Raw genomic sequence first — 17,352 nt, forward strand, 5'->3', positions numbered from 1 at the left:
CGAGATGACCCGCGTCGCGGGCCATGGGCCGGTCATCTCGCGCCGCGCGCGTGACTTCGGCGCCCGCCGGTTCGGGAGCGCGGCGACGCGGCGACGTCGCCGCGCGGGGGAGAGACGCGCGCCCGGTCGACCGGCGCCGGGAGTGCGGCTCCCGGGCGAGTTCTCGTCGTGTTCATCACGCGTTCCCGAAACATGCCGGTAACATTTCGAGCCAACCGGGAGCATCACGCTGGTGACGAGGCCGTGCCGGACGGCCCGAGAGGAACGAGATGCGCTACGCCGAGTACCCCCGTGCCGAACGTGTGCTGTTGCACCTGAGCGACACCCACCTCCGCGCCGGCGGTGCGCCGCTGTACGACGACGTCGACTCGGAGGCGTACCTCGCCCGGGCGGTCGCGGCGATCGAGGCGTCCGGCATCCGGCCCGACGCCCTCGTCTTCACGGGCGATCTGGCCGACCACGGCGAGACCGACGCCTACGATCGCGTTCGCGCCCTGATCGAGCCGCTGGCCGAGCGGCTGGAGGCCCGCATCGTGTGGGTGATGGGGAACCACGACGACCGTGCGGCGTTCCGTTCCCGCCTGCTCCCCGACGACGGGGGCGAGCCGACGGCACCGGTGGACCGGGTCGACGAGTTCGACGGTCTGCGCATCGTCACCCTCGACACCTCGGTGCCCGGCGCCCACCACGGCGAAGTCGCCCCGGAACAGCTCCGCTGGCTCGCCGGGGTGCTGTCGACGCCCGCGCCGCTCGGCACGATCCTCGCGATGCACCACCCGCCCGTGCCGAGCGTGCTCGACCTCGCCGCCTCGGTCGAGCTCCGCGACCAGCGGAGCCTTGCGGACGTGCTGCGCGGTTCCGACGTGCGTGCCGTGCTCGCCGGCCACCTGCACTACTCGACCTTCGCCACGTTCGCCGGCATCCCGGTGTCGGTGGCATCGGCCACCTGCTACACGCAGGACCTCATGGTGCCGGTGGGCGGAACGCGCCCCCAGGATGCGGCGCAGGGATTCAACCTCGTGCACGTCTACGACGAGACGATCGTCCACTCGGTCGTGCCGCTCGCCGCGAGCGCGGTGCTGCAGTACGTCGACGCCGACGAGTCCCAGCGGCGCCTGCGCGACGCGGGGATCGCCGTTCCGACCTCGCGGGATCTCAGTGGACGGGTGTCGCCGCCGACGACGCCGCTGCCGATCCTGCGGTGACCGAGGTCTTCTCCCACGGGGCCGCCACCGGGAAGTAGCGCTCGAGGCACGCGCGCAGCGCGGGCACCCGCACCTCTTCCGGGATCTCCGGGACGCTTCCGTCGTTGAGGCAGAACATGTCGGTGTCGCGACGCGAGACGAGACGCTCCATGGTGCGCAGCGACTCGAGTTGCGTGGTCTGCACGTAGCGCGTGCGGGGCTCGCTCGTGATGACCGCGCGGCCGGTGGCGAGGGCGTAGTAGTGGTAGAGGCTGTTGGTCACCGAGATGTCGGTCGCCGAGCGGAACCGGCTGGCCGCCGTGCGGGCGTAGTCGTCGGCGAACTCCTGCTCCAGCTCCGATGCGACCGAGCGGCGCAGCGGCGTCGCGCAGTGCTCGAGGTCGAGCGTGATGACGCGGCCGAAGCGCTCCTTCAGCAGGGCGCGGTTGACGCGCAGGCCGTTGTCGTGACCCGAGCGGTCGATGTGCGCGGGGCCGCTGCCGATGCGCACGCCGCTCTCGACGAAGCGGCTCACGCCGCCGCCGCTGAAGAACAGCTCCGGGGTCACGGGGCGACCGAAGAACATGTCGTCGTTGCTGTAGAGGAAGTGCTCGGCCAGGCCCGGGATGCGGTGCAGCTGCGCCTCGACGGCGTGCGAGTTGTGGGTGGGCAGCACCGACGGATCGGCGAAGAACTCCTCGCTGCGCACGATCGTGACCTTGGGGTGATCGGCGAGCCACTCCGGGGTGGGGGAGTCGGTCGCGATGAAGATGCGGCGCACCCAGGGCGCGTACATGTGCACGCTGCGCAGGGCGTAGCGCAGCTCGTCGACCTGGCGGTACCGGGCGGCGTTGTCATCGCCGTCGCCGACGACGTAACCCTTCATGCGCGCGGCGCGCTGACGCTGGAATTCGCTCGACGAACCGTCGACCCAGGAGAAGACCATGTCGACGTCGGCGGTGAACTCGTTGGGGTGCGCATCGAACATGCCCGACACCGTCGTCCAGCGGCGGCCGTAGCGTTCGACCTCGACGAGGTCGAGGTCTGCGGCGGCGAACCGGCGGCGCGTGAGGGCGCTCGGCCGCGGCGCCTCGACCGTCTTCGCGCCGAAGCGCCAGAGCTCCAGACGCGGGGCGAGCGAGGCGCCGTAGCGGTACGAGCCCTCGGTCGATGTCCGCGGACGGAAGACGGCGTAGGCCTGCACCGAGCCGGGCGCGGGCGCGACGCTGTGCGCCGGCACCGGGTCTTCGCCACGGGCCTTGAGGTAGATCGGGCCGAGCCCCGGGTCGCGCAGGGCGGTGAGCGCGGCCTCGGCGTCGACGGTGTCGATCACGAGCTTGGGGCGGCGGTTCGCGTCGCGCACGAGCAGCACGCGCACGCCGGCCGCTTCGATAGCGGTGGCGGCCGTGAGCAGGTCGTCCCGCTCGGCGATCGACGGGGTGGAGGTGTCGTCGACGACATGGAGGATGCCGTCGTGCATCCGGATGTCGGAGCGGGAGAGCAGCGCGCGCCAGGGGTCGGTGTCGATCGACAGGGGGACCATCGGGCGCATACTGCCTCCTCGGGGGTAGGTGACGGGTTCCGGACACCGTAGGGTTCCGGGGTTACGAAGACGTTTCGGCAACGGCGCCGAACGGCGGGGAGCGGAGCACTACTGTCGAAGAGTGACTCACATCGCTCGCTCCGGCCCGGACCTTCCCGAACCGCCGTGCGAGCGACGGAGGGAAGTGGGCCGACGTACCAGTTTCGCACACGCCGACGCGGTTCGTCGCGCAGAGGGGACGGGGCCCCGATGAACGGCATCCCTCCCACGGCCGTCCGCGTGCGTGCGCCCGGGAAGATCAACGTCTTCCTCGAGGTCGGCGACGTGCAGGACGACGGCTACCACGAGCTCGCGACCGCGTTCCAGGCCGTCTCGCTCTACGAGGAGATGGTGGCGACCCCCTCCGATGAGATCACGATCGAGGTCTCCGCGCGCGGGCCGGTCGACGTCGAGGGCGTTCCCACCGACGATCGCAATCTCGCGGTGAGAGCGGCCCGCCTGCTCGCCCGCACCGCCGGTGTCGAGCAGGGCGTGCATCTCTCCGTGCGAAAGGCCGTGCCGGTGGCCGGGGGGATGGGCGGTGGCTCGGCCGACGCCGCGGCGGCGCTGGTCGCGTGCGACGCCCTGTGGGGTCTCGGGATGCCGACGAACGAGCTCGCGCACCTCGCGGCGCGCTTGGGCGCCGACGTTCCCTTCGCCCTCCTCGGCGGCACCGCGATCGGGACGGGCCGCGGCGACGAGCTCAGCCCCGCGCTCGCCCGCGGGCGCTTCGACTGGGTGCTCGTCCCCAACGACGTGGGCATGTCGACCCCCGTCGTCTACGGCGAGCTCGACGCCCATCGCGAGCGGCACGCGGTCGACATCGGCCCCGCCCCCCGGGTTCCCGCGGTCGATCCCGCCGTGCTGCACGCGCTGCGGCAGGGGGATGCCGAGATGCTCGCCGCGACGCTGCGCAACGACCTGCAGGCCCCGGCGCTGCACCTGCGCCCCGACCTGGCCCGCGTGCTGCAGCGGGGCGAGAGCTCCGGTGCCCTCGCGGGGATCGTCTCGGGTTCGGGGCCGACCCTGGCCTTCCTCGCCGCCGACGAGGCTTCCGCGATCGACCTGCAGGTGACCTTGAGCGCGGCGGGTCTGGTCGCCCTCCACGTCCACGGTCCGGTCCCCGGCGCCCGTGTGGTCTGACCGCGCGGCACCATAGCCCAGGTCGACACACGGGGCAATCTTCGGATTGCGCCATCCGTACCTCGCTACCCTCGACCGAGGTGATCGTCACCGCCGGGTGCCGTGCCCGCGGGGCGCCATGAAGGGGGTCTTTCCCATGAAGGCAGTACTCGACGGCGTCGTGATCGCCGAAGCCGACCGCGACGACCTGGCCTCGATCGAGGGCAACTGGTACTTCCCGCCGCAGGCGGTGCGCGAGGGCGCCCTGCAGCAGAGCCCCACCGCGTACACCTGCCCCTGGAAGGGTGCCGCGCAGTACTGGAACATCTCCGTCGACGGCGCGCAGCTCACCGACGGCGCCTGGTCGTACCCCGACCTCCTGCCGGGTGCGGTCGACCGCGTGGGCAAGGACTTCGCCGGCTACGTAGCCTTCGACCGGAAGGTCGTGGTCTCCGACTGAGTTCGGACCATCGCATGATCGAGTTCTCGGCCGTCTCCAAGGTCTTCCCCGACGGCACCCGCGCCGTCGACGACTTCCACCTCGTCATCCCGTCGCGAAAGACGACCGTCTTCGTCGGTTCATCCGGCTGCGGCAAGACGACGCTCCTGCGCATGATCAACCGCATGGTCGAACCCTCCTCGGGTGCGATCACGATCGACGGTGACGACATCGGCGGCAAGCCCGCCGTGCAGTTGCGGCGCAGCATCGGCTACGTGATGCAGAACTCCGGGCTCCTGCCGCACTTCACCGTCGCCGACAACATCGCCACCGTTCCGGTGCTCCAGGGCCAGAACCGGAAGACCGCACGAACGCGCGCGCTCGAGCTGATGAAGACCGTGGGGCTGGACACCGCGATGGCCGATCGCTATCCGAGCCAGCTCTCGGGCGGTCAGCAGCAGCGCGTGGGCGTGGCCCGTGGCCTCGCCGCCGACCCGAACATCCTGCTGATGGACGAGCCGTTCGGCGCGGTCGACCCGATCGTCCGTGACGAACTCCAGCAGGAGCTCCTCCGTCTGCAGAGCGAGATCGGCAAGACCATCGTGTTCGTCACGCACGACATCGATGAGGCGTTCCTGCTCGGCGACCAGGTCGTCATCCTCGAGAAGGGGGCGAAGATCGCCCAGGTCGGCACCCCCAGCCAGATCGTCGAGAATCCCGCGAGCGACTTCGTCGCGAGTTTCATCGGCGCGGTCAAGGGCAAGCGCGCCCTGCACCTGAAGCAGACCGCGACCGGCACGGTCGTGGTGGATGCCGAGGGACGCACACAGGGTGCGCTCGTGGAGGACTCCCACCCGTGAACTGGGTCGGCAACAACCTCGACCTGATCGGCGAGCTGACGCTGGTGCACCTGCGCCAGAGCGTGATCGCGCTCATCGTGGGTTTCGTCATCAGCATCCCGCTCGGGTGGGTGGCGTGGCGCTACCGCCTGGTGCGCAGCAGTGTCATCACGATCACGGGCCTGCTCTACACGATCCCCTCGCTCGCCCTGCTCATCCTCGTGCCGGTCGTGACCGGTTGGTACAGCATCGTCAGTGAGACCAACCTCATCGTGGCGCTCGCGATCTACGCCGTGGCCATCCTCGTGCGAGCGGTCGCCGACGGCCTGGACTCCGTCGATGCGGGTGTGCGTCAGGCCTCCACCGCGATCGGATACGGCTCCTTCCGCCGCTTCTGGGCCGTGGAGTTCCCCCTCGCCGGGCCCGTGGTGCTCGCGGGGCTGCGCGTCGCCTCCGCGAGCACGATCGCGCTGGCCACCGTCGGCATCCTGGTCGGCATCCAGAACATCGGCTATCTGTTCACCAACGGTCTGCAGCGGCGCATCATCCCCGAGGTGTTCGCGGGCGTCATCGCCGTCGTGGTGCTGGCCCTGCTCATCGACCTCCTGCTCGTGCTCGCCGGACGGCTGCTCATGCCCTGGACCCGGCAGACCCGGACCGTCTCGCGCGTGTCCAACCGGACGCTGGTGAAGGCATGAACCTCATCGGCGACGCACTGGGCTGGATCTTCTCGGGAGACCAGAGCCCCTTCGACTCCATCCCCCTGGCCATCGGTGTGCAGTTGCTCTACACGCTGGTCGCGGTGGTGATCGCCGGGGCGGTGGCCATCCCGCTCGGCTGGTTCATCGGTCACACCGGAAAGGGACGCGAGACCGCGGTGGCGATCTCCGGCGCGGCGCGCGCCATCCCGTCCTTCGGTCTGCTGATCCTGCTGACCCTGCTGCTCGGCGTGCTCCACAAACCCGAGGCGGCCGTCATCTCGTTCGTCGTGCTGGCGATCCCCTCCCTGCTGGCCGGTGCCTACACCGGTCTGGAGGCGATCGACCGCCGTGTGATCGACGCGGGGCGTTCGATGGGCATGACCGAGATGCAGATCTTCTGGCGCATCGAAGTGCCGCTGGGACTCCCGCTGCTCGTCGGCGGCATTCGTGCGGCGACGTTGCAGGTGCTGGCCACCGTGACGATCGCGGCCTACATCGGTCTCGGCGGGCTGGGGCAGTACATCATCGCCGCCATCCCGCTCCGCCGCTTCGACATCCTGATCGGCGGCGCCATCCTCGTCGCCGTTCTCGCGCTGGTCATCGACGGGCTCTTCGCCCTGCTCCAGCACCTCGTCGTGCCCCGCGGCATCCGTGCCGCCGCCTCCGCTCAGCCGCAGCGCCGCTCCGCCCGGCAGCGCCGCGCCGAGGCCATCGCGGTCGGAGCGGCCACCGCACCGCCGGCGACTCCCTGACCCACCCGCATCCCGCATCACCAGAAAAGAGAGCACCCATGTTCACAGCACGAACCCGGAAGGGCCTCGGCCTCTTCGCCGGCCTCGCGGTCGCCTCGCTCACCCTCGCCGGTTGCTCCGGCGGATCGAGCGATCCCCTCAGCAACGGCGGAGGAGACGCCAGCGCCTCGTCCGACACGATCACCGTGGGCTCGCAGGCCTACTACTCGAACGAGATCATCGCCGAGATCTACGCCCAGGCCCTGGAGGGCGCCGGCAAGACGGTCACGCGCCAGTTCCAGATCGGTCAGCGCGACGCCTACATCCCCCTGCTCGAAGACGGGACCGTCTCGGTCTTCCCCGAGTACTCGGGCAACCTGCTGCAGTTCTTCGAGGAGGACACCACCGCGCGCACCTCCGACGAGGTGTACGAGGCGCTGCCGGCCGCCCTGCCCGAGGGCCTCGAGGTGCTCGACCAGTCCGAGGCCACCGACCAGGACTCCTACACCGTCACCGCCGCCTTCGCGGAGGCGAACGGGCTGACCAGCATCGCCGACCTCGCCAAGGTCACCTCGGGACTGACCCTCGGCGGCAACGCCGAGCTCGCCGAGCGCCCCTATGGCCCGACGGGACTGCAGTCGACCTACGGCGTGAACGTGCAGTTCTCGCCGACCGGTGAGACCACGGTCGACGATCTCGTCGCCGGCACGATCCAGGTCGCCAACGTCTACACGGCCGACCCGCGCATCCAGACCGACGACCTCGTCACCCTGACCGACCCCGAGGGCCTGTTCCTCGCGTCGAACGTCGTGCCGGTCGTCAACTCGAACGTCGCCTCCGACGTGTCCGACGTGCTGAACAAGGTCAGCGCGGCGCTCACCCCCGAGGGCCTCGTCGAACTCAACGTGAAGTCGACCGTCGACCAGGAGTCGCCGGAGGACATCGCGAAGGAGTGGCTCTCGGCCAACGGCTTCTGAGCCTTCTCCCTCCCCGCGGGGCCGTCCGGTGATCCGGGCGGCCCCGCGGTCGTTCCACGGCCGGTCGCGCCGGCGACATCCGCGGGACGGCGACCCGCCCTCGACCCGCTCGCCGTGCGCACCGGTGTCGTGGAGGAGGCGCGGAGCCGGGCCGGAGACGGCGCTTGAACGATCCGGATGCCGTCCGCCCCGGGCACCGCGTAGCCTGGGACGGATATGGCACATCTGCTCGGGGGCGAAGCCCTGCACCTGGAATACCCGACCAAGGTCGTCTTCGACTCCGTCTCGCTCGGCGTGAACGAGGGCGACCGCATCGGCATCGTCGGTCGCAACGGCGACGGCAAGTCGAGCCTGCTCGGCATGCTCGCCGGCATCCGCGAGCCCGACGGCGGGCGCGTCACGGTGCGCGGCGGGGTGACGGTGGGGGTGCTCGACCAGCAGGACACCCTCGACGACGACGACACCATCGGCCACGCGGTCGTCGGCGACCGTCCCGAGCACGAGTGGGCGGGCGACGCGCGCACGCGCGACGTCATCGCGGGGCTGCTCGGCGATCTGCCGTGGGACGCACGGCTCGGCGACCTCTCCGGCGGCCAGCGCCGCCGCGTCGCGCTGGCCCGGCTGCTCTCCGGCGACTGGGACGTCCTCTTCCTCGACGAGCCCACCAACCACCTCGACGTCGAGGCCATCACGTGGCTCGCCGGTCACCTCAAGAAGCGCTGGGCTCCGACGGCGGGGGGCCTGCTGGTCGTCACGCACGACCGGTGGTTCCTCGATGAGATCTGCACCGCCACGTGGGAGGTGCACGACCGCCTCGTCGAGCCCTTCGAGGGCGGCTACGCGGCGTACATCCTGCAGCGTGTCGAGCGCGACCGGCAGGCCGCGAGCATCGAACAGCGTCGTCAGAACCTCGCCCGCAAGGAGCTCGCGTGGCTCCGCCGTGGCGCCCCCGCGCGCACGTCGAAGCCGAAGTTCCGCATCGACGCGGCGAACGAGCTCATCGCCGACGTGCCCGAGATCCGCGACAAGATCGCGCTGCAGTCGCTGGCCGTCGCGCGTCTCGGGAAAGACGTGGTCGACCTCCTCGATGCGGGCGTGACCTACGGCGAGCACACCGTGCTGAAGGACGTCGAGTGGCGCATCGCCCCCGGGGAGCGCACCGGCATCCTGGGCGTGAACGGCGCCGGGAAGTCGACGCTGCTCAACCTGGTGACCGGCTCGCTCCACCCCACGTTCGGACGGGTGAAGCGCGGCAAGACCGTCAAGGTCGCGACGCTGACCCAGCGCCTCGATGAGCTCGACCAACATCTGAACGACCCCGTGCGCGTGGTCATCTCGGGGCTGCGCACGACCTACGCCTTCGGCGCGGGGTCCAAGGCGCAGGAGCTCACGCCGGGGCAACTCCTCGAGCGTCTCGGCTTCTCGAGCGCCCAGCTCTCGACCCCCGTGAAAGATCTCTCCGGGGGGCAGAAGCGGCGCCTGCAGCTCCTGCTGGTGCTGCTGGACCAGCCGAACGTGCTGATCCTCGACGAGCCGACCAACGACCTCGACACCGACATGCTCGCCGCGATGGAAGACCTCCTCGACTCGTGGTCGGGCACGCTCATCGTCGTCTCGCACGACCGCTACTTCCTCGAGCGCGTCACCGACCAGCAGTACGCCATCCTCGACGCACGCCTGCGCCACCTCCCCGGGGGCGTGGACGAGTACCTGCGCCTGCGGGCGCTCCAGGATGCCGAACCCTCGCGCTCCGCGGCATCCGGCGCCTCTCCCGCCGCGGCGGGACTGCAGGGGTCGGAACTGCGCGCCGCGCAGAAGGAGGCGTCGGCCACGGAACGGCGCATCGAGAAGCTGCAGGCCCAGATCGACCGGGCCAAGGCGGCCCTCGCCGATCACGACCAGATGGACTATGTGGGCCTCGGCAAAGAGATGGAGCGCATCGCGGGGTGGGAGTCCGAGCGCGACGACCTCGAGACGCACTGGTTCACCCTCACGGAGACCATCGGCTGATCGAGGCACATCTTGCCGTGATGAGCCTCGCCGTGTCGAGTGCTGGCATTTCGTCCGCGCCCTGATTAGCGTGGATCGGGTGCTCCGGGGGCGAGCACGGAGACGGAGACGCATGTCCGACGATGCCGAGCGCTTCTATCAGCTGCACGACGATCTCATGCGTGAGGCGAGGATCTACGAGGATGCCGCGGCGCAGCCGTTGCCGGCGTCGGCCCACGACGATTCGGGCACGATCTTCCTCGACCTCAGCGGCGAAGGCGTGCTCACCGTCGACATCGGCGACGCGTGGCGCGACACCTACGCGCCCGGCGAACTGGCCGACGGCGTCATGGCCGTGTTCGGCGCGCTGGGCGAGGCGCGTCTCGCGGAATGGGCTGTCCAGGTCGACGCGGCGATGGATCGTCCGCACGCCGCCACGCCCGTCCCCCCGACGTCGCAGACCACGGCCGGGCGCATGAGGGCGGCGCTCGAAGCCGAGTCCGAGGGCACGGTCGCGGCGAACAAGGTGCTCGAGAACGTCCTGGGCGTTCTCGACGACATCGTGGCGAACTTCGACAGCACCTTCGACGCCGCCGTCACGCGCGGCCGAGCCGGAACCCGGGTCGAGAGCACCGACGCGCGCGTCTCCGTGCGTGTCTCGCCCGCCGGAGATCTGCTCTCGCTGGAGCTGTCGCCCACCTGGGTCTCCCGTGCGACCGGTGGCGACATCTCGCGCGAACTGAACGACGCGATCGCCCGCGCCCGCAGCGACACGGCGCTGCGTGCGGCCGGGGGAGTGCTCGACGGCACGCCGCTGGCGAAGTACCAACGATTCGTAGACGATCCGGAGGCGTTCGAGAACTTCCTCCGCGGAAAGGACTGACGATGAGCGACATCTCCCTGGCATACGAGGCCCTCTCGAAGGACGCCTCCCTCTGGGATGCCGCCGGCGACACGCTGGAGTCCGGTCACAGCGAGCTGTCGGGTATCGACGTGTACCGCGGCGCGTTCTCGTTCGCCGCGATGGACGTCGCCGACAGCTACGAGCAGATCCGGACGCAGGTGATGACCCTGCTCGAGCAGGGGGCGACCGCCACGCGCGCCGGAGCCGATGCCCTCCGCGCCGTGCGTGCCGATTTCGAGCGGTACGAAGACGAGACGCAGTCCGGTCTGTACGAGGTCTGGCAGCCCGTCTCCTGACATCCCACCCCCCCGGGTACGAACGAGAGGTAACGCATGAACCCCGCTGAGCGCTTCATCGAGCTCCTGCAGCAGATCCGCGAGAAGATCGACGAGATCGCGCGGTTGATCAACGCGGCGCTGTCGACGCTGCCGGCCGTCCTCGGCTTCATCGCCGATCGCGTGCAAGACGCCTGGAACGCCATGTTGGACAAACTGGGCGAGTTCTGGGCCTGGTGCGCCGACATCCTGTCGCACGTCGGCAACCCCTTCATGCTCAACGGGGCGGCCGACGGGTGGAAGCAGATGGGCGTGAAGGTCTCGCGCATCAACGACACCATCACCGATCTCAACCTGTCGGTCGACGATCGCTGGACCGGGACCGCGGCCGAGCAGTACCGCCAGTCGGTGGAGCCGCAGCGCCGGGCCAACTCGTCGATCCTGTCGGACTATGCCGAGAACGTCTCCGGCGCCATGACAGGCCTCGCCGGTGCGATCATCGCGTTCTGGGCGGGCATCGTGGTCGCTGCGATCACGCTTCTCAGCGCCCTCGCCGGTGCCGCCGTCGCCACGGGGACCATCGTGGGTCTGCCCGCGGCCCCCGTGCTGATCGGTCTGGGCATCGCCGGGTTCCTGGTCGCCGGCGGGGCGGGAGTGGCGATCCTGTACGTCGCGGCGGGCAGCTCCCGCGCGACCATCGCGTCGGCGCAGGCGGGTATCTCGCAGTGGCCCCAGATCGCGACCAGCTGATGAGCGCGTCTCGGCAGGGCGATGCGCTGCGCACCACCCGTCCGCGGGTGACGGGGATCCTCGCCATGGTGCTGGCGGTCGTGCTCGTCTTCGTGGCGATCGCCTTCTTCCTCGTGGCGGCGAGCGCCGCCGCAGCGATCGGACCGGCGGTGGCGTGCGTGGTGCTCGCGGTCATCAGCGCTGTGATCGGAGGGTTCTCCCTCCGCATCGCGGGAGGGCGCCACGACTCCTTGCCGTCGACCGGCCCGCTCGGGCTCCTGACGATCCTCGCCTTCGTCTTCGGGTTCGCCGGCGCCGGTCTCGGCATCATCCTGGGCGCCACCGGTTCGTCCCCCGCGGCGATCGGTGCGGGCGTGACGACGTTCGTGCTCGGCATCCTCGTCGCGGTGCAGGGCGTGCTCGTCTACGGGGCCGCCCAACGCCGCTCGGCGTGACGGGGCCGGACCGAGCGCAGATCCGCTCGGCCGCCTCCACCGGCCCACGCCTCGTTCGCACGCGGCGTCTTCGCGCGGCCTCACCGCGGCGCCCGGTGGCGCGCGACGCGGCGGTCAGTGGAAGCCGTACTCCAACACGACGATGAACAGGCCCAGCATCGCCGTGGCCACGGCGCCGAGCAGGCGCGCCCACACCGGTGCGCGGCGGCTCTGGAACGCGTGGTATCCGAGGACGGCGAGCACCACGAAGGCCGCCAGCAGGCAGTAGTCGACGGCGTCGCCGAGGGTGCCTCCGAACGCGTCCACGATCAGCAGCACGAGGATCGACGGCACCGAGGCGTAGAGCATGCCGGCACCGTGTCGCAGCGCACTGCGCGTCGCCGCGCGGAAGCCGTGCTCGGAGTGCTCCGTCAGGGTGTGCGCGAAGACGTGCGCGATGAAGAAGATGACGAGGCTCGCCACCGCGGTCGTCAGCATGTCCTCGATGCTCTCCGCGTGGTCTTCGGCGATCGTCACGAATGCGGTGAACACGATGAGACCGTAGATCGCCGCGGGGGAGCGGAAGCGCACATCGAACCACGCGCCCACACGAGTCCACCGCGACGGGGGAGCGACGGGGCCGCTCACGCGTCGAACCCCAGGCTGAGCTTGCGCAGGAGCGTCGCCAGTCGTTCGCGGTCGCTGCGGGCGAGGCTGTCGAGCAGCAGGGCCTCGGCGTCGACGAGGCGCGTGATCGCGGCATCGACGCGCACGCGGCCGTCGTCGGTGAGGGTCACGAGGATGCTCCGTCCATCGCCGGGATCGGCCTCGCGGCGCACGAACCGGCGGGCGACGAGCCGGTCGATGCGGTTGGTCATGGTGCCGCTGGAGACGAGCGTCTGCTGCAGCAGCTGCTTCGGGCTGAGCTGATACGGCTCGCCCGCGCGACGGAGCGCGGAGAGCACGTCCCACTCCCACGATTCGATGTCGCTGCGGCGGAACGCCTCTTTGCGCGCGATGTCGAGGTGCCGCGAGAGCCGGGCCACGCGGGAGAGCACCTCGAGGGGGGAGAAGTCCAGATCGGGCCGCTGGCGCATCCAGGCCTCGACGATGCGATCGACTTCGTCGCTTTCCCGGCTCACCCCCTCATTATGCCGACGAAGCGCCCGCGCACGCCGCATCCGCCCGCTCTCCGGGGAACGCCCGGCGCCGGTGTCTGGCAGACTTGACCGGTGCCCGCGGGCACGGTCCGCCGTGGTGTAACGGCAGCACGACAGCCTTTGGAGCTGTTAGGTCCAGGTTCGAATCCTGGCGGCGGAGCATGACATCACCGACCGAGTTGGCCGTCGTCGTCCTCGCCGCGGGTCAGGGCACGCGCATGCGCTCCCGACTCCCCAAGGTGTTGCATCCGGTCGGCGGTCGCCCGCTCGTCGGCCACGTGCTCGACACCGCGGCGTCGCTGGATCCCGCGCGCATCGTCGTGGTGGTGCGTCACGAGCGCGAGCTCGTCGCCGAGGCGGTGACGGAGCTGGCCCCCGGCGTCGTGATCGTCGATCAAGACGAGGTCCCCGGCACCGGCCGGGCGGTCGAGGTCGCGCTCGACGCGCTCGACGGCTTCGACGGCGACGTGCTCGTGCTCAGTGCCGACGTGCCGCTGCTCGAGACCGGCACGCTCACCGAGCTGCTCGCCACCCACCGTACGGGCGGCAGCGCCGTGACGCTCCTGAGCGCCCGCGTCGACCAGCCCTTCGGCTACGGCCGCATCCTGCGCGACGAGGCCGACGCCGTCCGCCGCATCGTGGAGCAGAAAGATGCCACGGCCGACGAGGCCGCGGTCGGCGAAATCAACGTGGGCGTCTACGTCTTCCAGGCGGCGCCGTTGCGCCGGCAGCTCGCGCTCGTGGGCACCGCGAACGCGCAGGGTGAGAAGTACCTCACCGACGTGATCGGGCTGCTGCGCGACGCGCAGCTGGGGGTCGCGGCATCCGTCACCGCCGACGCGTCGGCCGCACTCGGGGTGAACGACCGCGTGCAGCTGTCGGAGGCGGGGCGCACGCTCAACGCGCGCACGGTCCGGCGCTGGCAGCTCGAGGGCGTGACCGTCGTCGACCCGGCCACGACCTGGATCGACGTGACCGCCACGCTGGCCCCCGACGTGACGATCCTGCCCAACACCCACGTGCGCGGAGCGACGGTCATCGCCTCGGGCGCGACGATCGGGCCCGACACGAGCCTGCTCGACTGCGAGGTGGGAGAGGGCGCGACCATCACCCGCACCGACGGCACCCTCGCCGTCGTCGAGGCCGGCGCCACGGTCGGCCCCTTCGCCTACCTCCGCCCCAACGCGCGTGTGGGCGTCAGGGGCAAGGTCGGCACCTTCGTCGAGGTGAAGAACTCCTCGATCGGCGAGGGCAGCAAGGTCCCCCACCTGTCGTACATCGGCGACACCGAGATCGGCCGCGGCGTGAACCTGGGCGCGGGCACGATCACCGCGAACTACGACGACATCGCCAAGCACCGCACCGTCATCGGCGACGAGGTGCACAGCGGCTCGCACAACGTGTTCGTCGCGCCGGTTACGATTGGAGCGGGCGCGAAAACGGGTGCCGGTGCCGTGATCCGTAAAGACGTCCCGGCCGGTGCTCTGGCGCTCAGCGTGGCACCCCAGCGCAACGTCGAGGGGTGGGTCGAGAAGAACCGACCGGGTACCGCGGCGGCCGACGTGGCTGCTCGGGCCCGGGCTGAACAGGAAGCGGCCGATGGCTCGTAAGAAGAATCGTGTAGACCTCGACCGCGACAACGGCATCGCCCCCGGGCTCGTCGCCAAGACCAAGAAGCGTCTCGTCGTCGCCTCGGGTCGCTCGCACCCCGAGCTGGCGGCACAGGTCGCCCAGCACCTGGGCACCGAACTCGCCCCCACCGAGCACCGCACCTTCGCCTCGGGCGAGATCTACACCCGCTTCGAAGTGTCGATCCGCGGATGCGACGTGTTCGTCGTGCAGTCGTTCGGACCGCCGGTCAACGAGTGGCTGATGGAGCTGCTCATCATGCTCGACGCCCTCAAGCGCGCCTCGGCCAAGCGCATCACGGTCGTCGCGCCGTACTTCCCGTATTCGCGTCAAGACAAGAAGGGCCGCGGCCGCGAGCCCATCAGCGCCCGTCTGGTCGCCGATCTGCTGAAGACCGCCGGCGCCGACCGCATCATGAGCGTCGACCTGCACGCCGCGCAGATCCAGGGCTTCTTCGACGGCCCCGTCGACCACCTGTTCGCCAAGCCGGTGCTCCTCGAGCACTTCGAGCAGGGCCTCACCGGCGAAGACCGCGAGACCCTCACGGTGGTCTCGCCCGACATGGGCCGCGTGCGCGTGGCCGACACATGGTCGGACAGCCTCGGTGCGCCGCTCGCCATCATCCACAAGCGTCGCGACCCGAAGGTCGCCAACCAGGTCTCGGTGCACGAGATCGTCGGTGACGTCCACGGCCGTACGTGCCTGCTCGTCGACGACATGATCGACACCGGCGGCACGATCCAGAAGGCCGCCCAGGCGCTCAAGGCCAGTGGCGCCCGCAAGGTCATCGTCGCGGCCACCCACGCGATCTTCAGCGACCCCGCCACCGAACGGCTGCAGGACCCCGCGATCGACGAGGTCGTGGTCACCGACACCGTCCCGCTGGCCGCGGAACGTCGCTTCGACCGGCTCACGGTCCTGCCCATCGCCCCCCTCCTGGCCCGCGCCATCCGCGAGGTGTTCGAAGACGGGTCGGTCACGAGCATGTTCGGCGGCGACGCGTAAGCACGCACCGTCCTGCGCTCGGCCATCTCCTCGCCAAGGAGGTGGCCGAGTTCGTTCCGGGATCCGCTCGGACGAGTGCCGCATCCTCCGCGATTCGCGCAAAGTCCGTTCGATTCGACGGATGCCGACTGAGGTTGTGCAGATCGCGGAGATCACGCGCGGCATCCGGACCCGCCGCGGGAGCCCCGCTCATAGCTCGCACAAACAATGAACCGGGTGGCGACCAAGGTCGTGTCCCTACCGTGAGCATGCACGCGCCGCGAGGCACGACCGAGAGAGGACCCTCATGATCCGCACCACAGCCGTACCCCGTCCCGTCCGCATCGGCACCGCCCTGCTGGGCGTGGCCGGCATCGTGACCCTGGCCGGGTGCTCGGGCGGCACGACCGACGCCGCCGCTCCCGCCGAGTCCGCCCCGGCTCCCGCCGCCTCGGCGGCGCCGAACGCGGGGTCGGGCTCGACCGGCACGTACGCCGACGGCACCTACGAGGCCACGGGCCAGTACGCCACGCCCGAGAGCGTCGAGACCATCGACGTCACCCTCACGCTCGCCGGTGACACCGTCACCGCCGTCGAGGTGACGGGCGACCCGCAGGCCGCGGAATCCAAGCGCTACCAGAGCGAGTTCATCGGCGGCATCCAGGACGAGGTCGTCGGCAAGAAGCTCGACGAGATCTCGGTCAGCAAGGTCGCCGGCTCGTCGCTGACGAGCGGCGGCTTCAACGACGCGGTCGGCGCGATCAAGTCCGAGGCCAAGGCCTGACGATCGTGACGACGCCGGCCGCGAGGGGTTCGCAGTGGACCTTCGACGCGATCGGCACGTCGTGGGCGATCGACACAGCGGTCCCCCTGCCGCCGCTCGCCCGCGACGCGGTGTCGGTCGTGATCGAACGCTTCGATCGCGAGTGGTCGCGGTTCCGCGACGACTCGCTGGTCTCAGCGCTCGCTCACGGCCGTGCGGCATCCGTTCCCGCCCCGGGCGACGCGGATGCCATGTTCTCGCTGTACGACGAGCTCGACGCCGCGACGGGCGGGGCGGTCAACCCTCTGGTCGGCGACGCGCTCGCCCGGCTGGGCTATGACGCGCGAGTGAGCCTGGCGCCCGCGGGCGGGCCGCAGCCGGCCCCGGTGTGGCGCGACGTCCTGTCCTGGGACGGCCCGTTGACCCTCAGCAGGCCGGCGACGATCGACGTCGGAGCGGTGGGCAAGGGGCGGCTCGTCGACCTCGTGATCGACGCTCTTCGCCCGCACGTCGAGGGCGACGTCGTCGTCGACGCGTCGGGGGATCTGGCGGCGCGCGGCGCGCCGGTGCGCGTGGCCCTCGAGCACCCGTTCGACGCCACCCGCGCGATCGGCGTCGTCACCGTGACCGACGGCGCGCTGTGCGCTTCGGCGATCAACCGCCGCGCGTGGGGCGAGGGTCTGCACCACGTCCTCGACGCGCGCACCGGCGCGCCCGTGCGCGCCTATGCGGCGACCTGGGCGCTGGCCGAGACCGCGATGCGCGCCGACGCCCTGGCCACCGCGCTGTTCTTCGACGGCGGCCCGGAGCTCGCGGCATCCTGGGATGCCCCGTGGGTGCGCATGCGCACCGACGGCCGCGTCGAATGGTCGCCCGGTTTCGCGGGCGAGATCTTCACCTGATCGTCTTC

At 70.6% G+C, this 17,352-nt stretch carries 19 protein-coding genes and 1 tRNA gene; 17 read left to right on the top strand and 3 right to left on the bottom strand.

What is annotated here, in order from left to right:
- The first annotated feature begins 269 nt into the window (after nt 1–269).
- The gene (locus ACK4LS_RS10500; RefSeq protein ID WP_409716849.1) at nt 270–1,205 is read left to right on the top strand and encodes a phosphodiesterase; all 936 of its coding nucleotides are present in this window, start codon (nt 270–272) and stop codon (nt 1,203–1,205) included.
- On the opposite strand, the gene ACK4LS_RS10505 is transcribed toward ACK4LS_RS10500, so the two are convergent.
- Nucleotides 1,156–2,727, bottom strand: a complete 1,572-nt coding sequence (locus ACK4LS_RS10505) for a stealth family protein (protein ID WP_409716851.1) — start codon at nt 2,725–2,727, stop codon at nt 1,156–1,158. The two genes, ACK4LS_RS10500 and ACK4LS_RS10505, sit on opposite strands and share 50 nt — an antisense overlap.
- Before the next feature lie 249 nt (nt 2,728–2,976).
- On the opposite strand from ACK4LS_RS10505, the gene ACK4LS_RS10510 reads away from it, so the two are divergent.
- The 11 genes from ACK4LS_RS10510 (at nt 2,977) to ACK4LS_RS10560 (ending at nt 11,927) form a co-directional block, all read left to right on the top strand.
- The gene (locus tag ACK4LS_RS10510) at nt 2,977–3,909 is read left to right on the top strand and encodes a 4-(cytidine 5'-diphospho)-2-C-methyl-D-erythritol kinase (protein WP_409716853.1); all 933 of its coding nucleotides are present in this window, start codon (nt 2,977–2,979) and stop codon (nt 3,907–3,909) included.
- A 136-nt stretch (nt 3,910–4,045) separates the two neighbouring features.
- Complete coding sequence (locus tag ACK4LS_RS10515; protein WP_409716854.1) at nt 4,046–4,348, top strand: DUF427 domain-containing protein; 303 nt, start codon at nt 4,046–4,048, stop codon at nt 4,346–4,348.
- 14 nt (nt 4,349–4,362) lie between these two features.
- Nucleotides 4,363–5,187: an ABC transporter ATP-binding protein gene (locus ACK4LS_RS10520; RefSeq protein WP_409716856.1), complete on the top strand. Its 825-nt coding sequence runs from the start codon at nt 4,363–4,365 to the stop codon at nt 5,185–5,187.
- A complete protein-coding gene (locus ACK4LS_RS10525) occupies nt 5,184–5,864 on the top strand; it encodes an ABC transporter permease (protein ID WP_409716858.1) in 681 nt (226 codons plus the stop codon). The genes ACK4LS_RS10520 and ACK4LS_RS10525 overlap by 4 nt, the downstream gene beginning before the upstream one ends.
- On the top strand, nt 5,861–6,619 hold the full coding sequence (locus tag ACK4LS_RS10530; RefSeq protein WP_409716860.1) for an ABC transporter permease: 759 nt from the start codon (nt 5,861–5,863) through the stop codon (nt 6,617–6,619). The genes ACK4LS_RS10525 and ACK4LS_RS10530 overlap by 4 nt, the downstream gene beginning before the upstream one ends.
- Before the next feature lie 38 nt (nt 6,620–6,657).
- On the top strand, nt 6,658–7,575 hold the full coding sequence (locus tag ACK4LS_RS10535) for a glycine betaine ABC transporter substrate-binding protein (RefSeq protein ID WP_409716862.1): 918 nt from the start codon (nt 6,658–6,660) through the stop codon (nt 7,573–7,575).
- A 216-nt stretch (nt 7,576–7,791) separates the two neighbouring features.
- Complete coding sequence (locus ACK4LS_RS10540; RefSeq protein WP_409716864.1) at nt 7,792–9,585, top strand: ABC-F family ATP-binding cassette domain-containing protein; 1,794 nt, start codon at nt 7,792–7,794, stop codon at nt 9,583–9,585.
- A gap of 112 nt (nt 9,586–9,697) precedes the next feature.
- Entirely contained in the window at nt 9,698–10,447 is a 750-nt protein-coding gene (locus tag ACK4LS_RS10545) for a hypothetical protein (protein WP_409716866.1), read from the top strand.
- A gap of 2 nt (nt 10,448–10,449) precedes the next feature.
- Nucleotides 10,450–10,764, top strand: coding sequence for a hypothetical protein (locus ACK4LS_RS10550; RefSeq protein ID WP_409716868.1), 315 nt, complete (start codon nt 10,450–10,452; stop codon nt 10,762–10,764).
- A gap of 36 nt (nt 10,765–10,800) precedes the next feature.
- Complete coding sequence (locus ACK4LS_RS10555; RefSeq protein WP_409716870.1) at nt 10,801–11,493, top strand: hypothetical protein; 693 nt, start codon at nt 10,801–10,803, stop codon at nt 11,491–11,493.
- Nucleotides 11,493–11,927, top strand: coding sequence for a hypothetical protein (locus tag ACK4LS_RS10560; protein ID WP_409716871.1), 435 nt, complete (start codon nt 11,493–11,495; stop codon nt 11,925–11,927). The genes ACK4LS_RS10555 and ACK4LS_RS10560 overlap by 1 nt, the downstream gene beginning before the upstream one ends.
- A gap of 114 nt (nt 11,928–12,041) precedes the next feature.
- Here the strand turns inward: ACK4LS_RS10560 and ACK4LS_RS10565 are convergent, their stop codons facing one another.
- The gene (locus ACK4LS_RS10565; RefSeq protein ID WP_409716873.1) at nt 12,042–12,554 is read right to left on the bottom strand and encodes a hypothetical protein; all 513 of its coding nucleotides are present in this window, start codon (nt 12,552–12,554) and stop codon (nt 12,042–12,044) included.
- Nucleotides 12,551–13,048 carry a MarR family winged helix-turn-helix transcriptional regulator gene (locus ACK4LS_RS10570; RefSeq protein WP_409716875.1) on the bottom strand — a complete coding sequence of 166 codons (498 nt, stop codon included), beginning with the start codon at nt 13,046–13,048 and terminating at the stop codon, nt 12,551–12,553. The genes ACK4LS_RS10565 and ACK4LS_RS10570 overlap by 4 nt, the downstream gene beginning before the upstream one ends.
- Before the next feature lie 106 nt (nt 13,049–13,154).
- Between ACK4LS_RS10570 and ACK4LS_RS10575 the strand changes: the two genes are divergently transcribed.
- The 5 genes from ACK4LS_RS10575 to ACK4LS_RS10595 all read left to right on the top strand — a co-directional run bounded on the left by ACK4LS_RS10575 (nt 13,155) and on the right by ACK4LS_RS10595 (nt 17,344).
- Nucleotides 13,155–13,226, top strand: a tRNA-Gln gene (locus tag ACK4LS_RS10575).
- Nucleotide 13,227: 1 nt separating this feature from the next.
- A complete protein-coding gene (glmU, locus tag ACK4LS_RS10580; protein ID WP_409716877.1) occupies nt 13,228–14,676 on the top strand; it encodes a bifunctional UDP-N-acetylglucosamine diphosphorylase/glucosamine-1-phosphate N-acetyltransferase GlmU in 1,449 nt (482 codons plus the stop codon).
- On the top strand, nt 14,666–15,700 hold the full coding sequence (locus ACK4LS_RS10585) for a ribose-phosphate diphosphokinase (RefSeq protein WP_409716879.1): 1,035 nt from the start codon (nt 14,666–14,668) through the stop codon (nt 15,698–15,700). The genes glmU and ACK4LS_RS10585 overlap by 11 nt, the downstream gene beginning before the upstream one ends.
- A 286-nt stretch (nt 15,701–15,986) precedes the next feature.
- A complete protein-coding gene (locus ACK4LS_RS10590) occupies nt 15,987–16,463 on the top strand; it encodes a hypothetical protein (protein WP_409716881.1) in 477 nt (158 codons plus the stop codon).
- Nucleotides 16,464–16,468: 5 nt separating this feature from the next.
- Nucleotides 16,469–17,344 (top strand): FAD:protein FMN transferase, encoded by an 876-nt coding sequence (locus ACK4LS_RS10595; RefSeq protein ID WP_409716883.1) that lies wholly within the window; start codon nt 16,469–16,471, stop codon nt 17,342–17,344.
- The last annotated feature ends 8 nt before the right edge of the window (nt 17,345–17,352 follow it).

The sequence above is a fragment of the Microbacterium sp. genome, from assembly GCF_046295495.1.
Lineage (GTDB): Bacteria > Actinomycetota > Actinomycetes > Actinomycetales > Microbacteriaceae > Microbacterium.

Excerpts from the sequence above, each read along its gene's own strand:
- ACK4LS_RS10500 (WP_409716849.1), top strand. The coding sequence starts at position 270 with ATGCGCTACGCCGAGTACCCCCGTGCCGAACGTGTGCTGTTGCACCTG.
- ACK4LS_RS10505 (WP_409716851.1), bottom strand. The coding sequence starts at position 2,727 with ATGGTCCCCCTGTCGATCGACACCGACCCCTGGCGCGCGCTGCTCTCC.
- ACK4LS_RS10510 (WP_409716853.1), top strand. The coding sequence starts at position 2,977 with ATGAACGGCATCCCTCCCACGGCCGTCCGCGTGCGTGCGCCCGGGAAG.
- ACK4LS_RS10515 (WP_409716854.1), top strand. The coding sequence starts at position 4,046 with ATGAAGGCAGTACTCGACGGCGTCGTGATCGCCGAAGCCGACCGCGAC.
- ACK4LS_RS10520 (WP_409716856.1), top strand. The coding sequence starts at position 4,363 with ATGATCGAGTTCTCGGCCGTCTCCAAGGTCTTCCCCGACGGCACCCGC.
- ACK4LS_RS10530 (WP_409716860.1), top strand. The coding sequence starts at position 5,861 with ATGAACCTCATCGGCGACGCACTGGGCTGGATCTTCTCGGGAGACCAG.
- ACK4LS_RS10535 (WP_409716862.1), top strand. The coding sequence starts at position 6,658 with ATGTTCACAGCACGAACCCGGAAGGGCCTCGGCCTCTTCGCCGGCCTC.
- ACK4LS_RS10540 (WP_409716864.1), top strand. The coding sequence starts at position 7,792 with ATGGCACATCTGCTCGGGGGCGAAGCCCTGCACCTGGAATACCCGACC.
- ACK4LS_RS10545 (WP_409716866.1), top strand. The coding sequence starts at position 9,698 with ATGTCCGACGATGCCGAGCGCTTCTATCAGCTGCACGACGATCTCATG.
- ACK4LS_RS10550 (WP_409716868.1), top strand. The coding sequence starts at position 10,450 with ATGAGCGACATCTCCCTGGCATACGAGGCCCTCTCGAAGGACGCCTCC.
- ACK4LS_RS10555 (WP_409716870.1), top strand. The coding sequence starts at position 10,801 with ATGAACCCCGCTGAGCGCTTCATCGAGCTCCTGCAGCAGATCCGCGAG.
- ACK4LS_RS10560 (WP_409716871.1), top strand. The coding sequence starts at position 11,493 with ATGAGCGCGTCTCGGCAGGGCGATGCGCTGCGCACCACCCGTCCGCGG.
- glmU (WP_409716877.1), top strand. The coding sequence starts at position 13,228 with ATGACATCACCGACCGAGTTGGCCGTCGTCGTCCTCGCCGCGGGTCAG.
- ACK4LS_RS10585 (WP_409716879.1), top strand. The coding sequence starts at position 14,666 with ATGGCTCGTAAGAAGAATCGTGTAGACCTCGACCGCGACAACGGCATC.
- ACK4LS_RS10590 (WP_409716881.1), top strand. The coding sequence starts at position 15,987 with ATGATCCGCACCACAGCCGTACCCCGTCCCGTCCGCATCGGCACCGCC.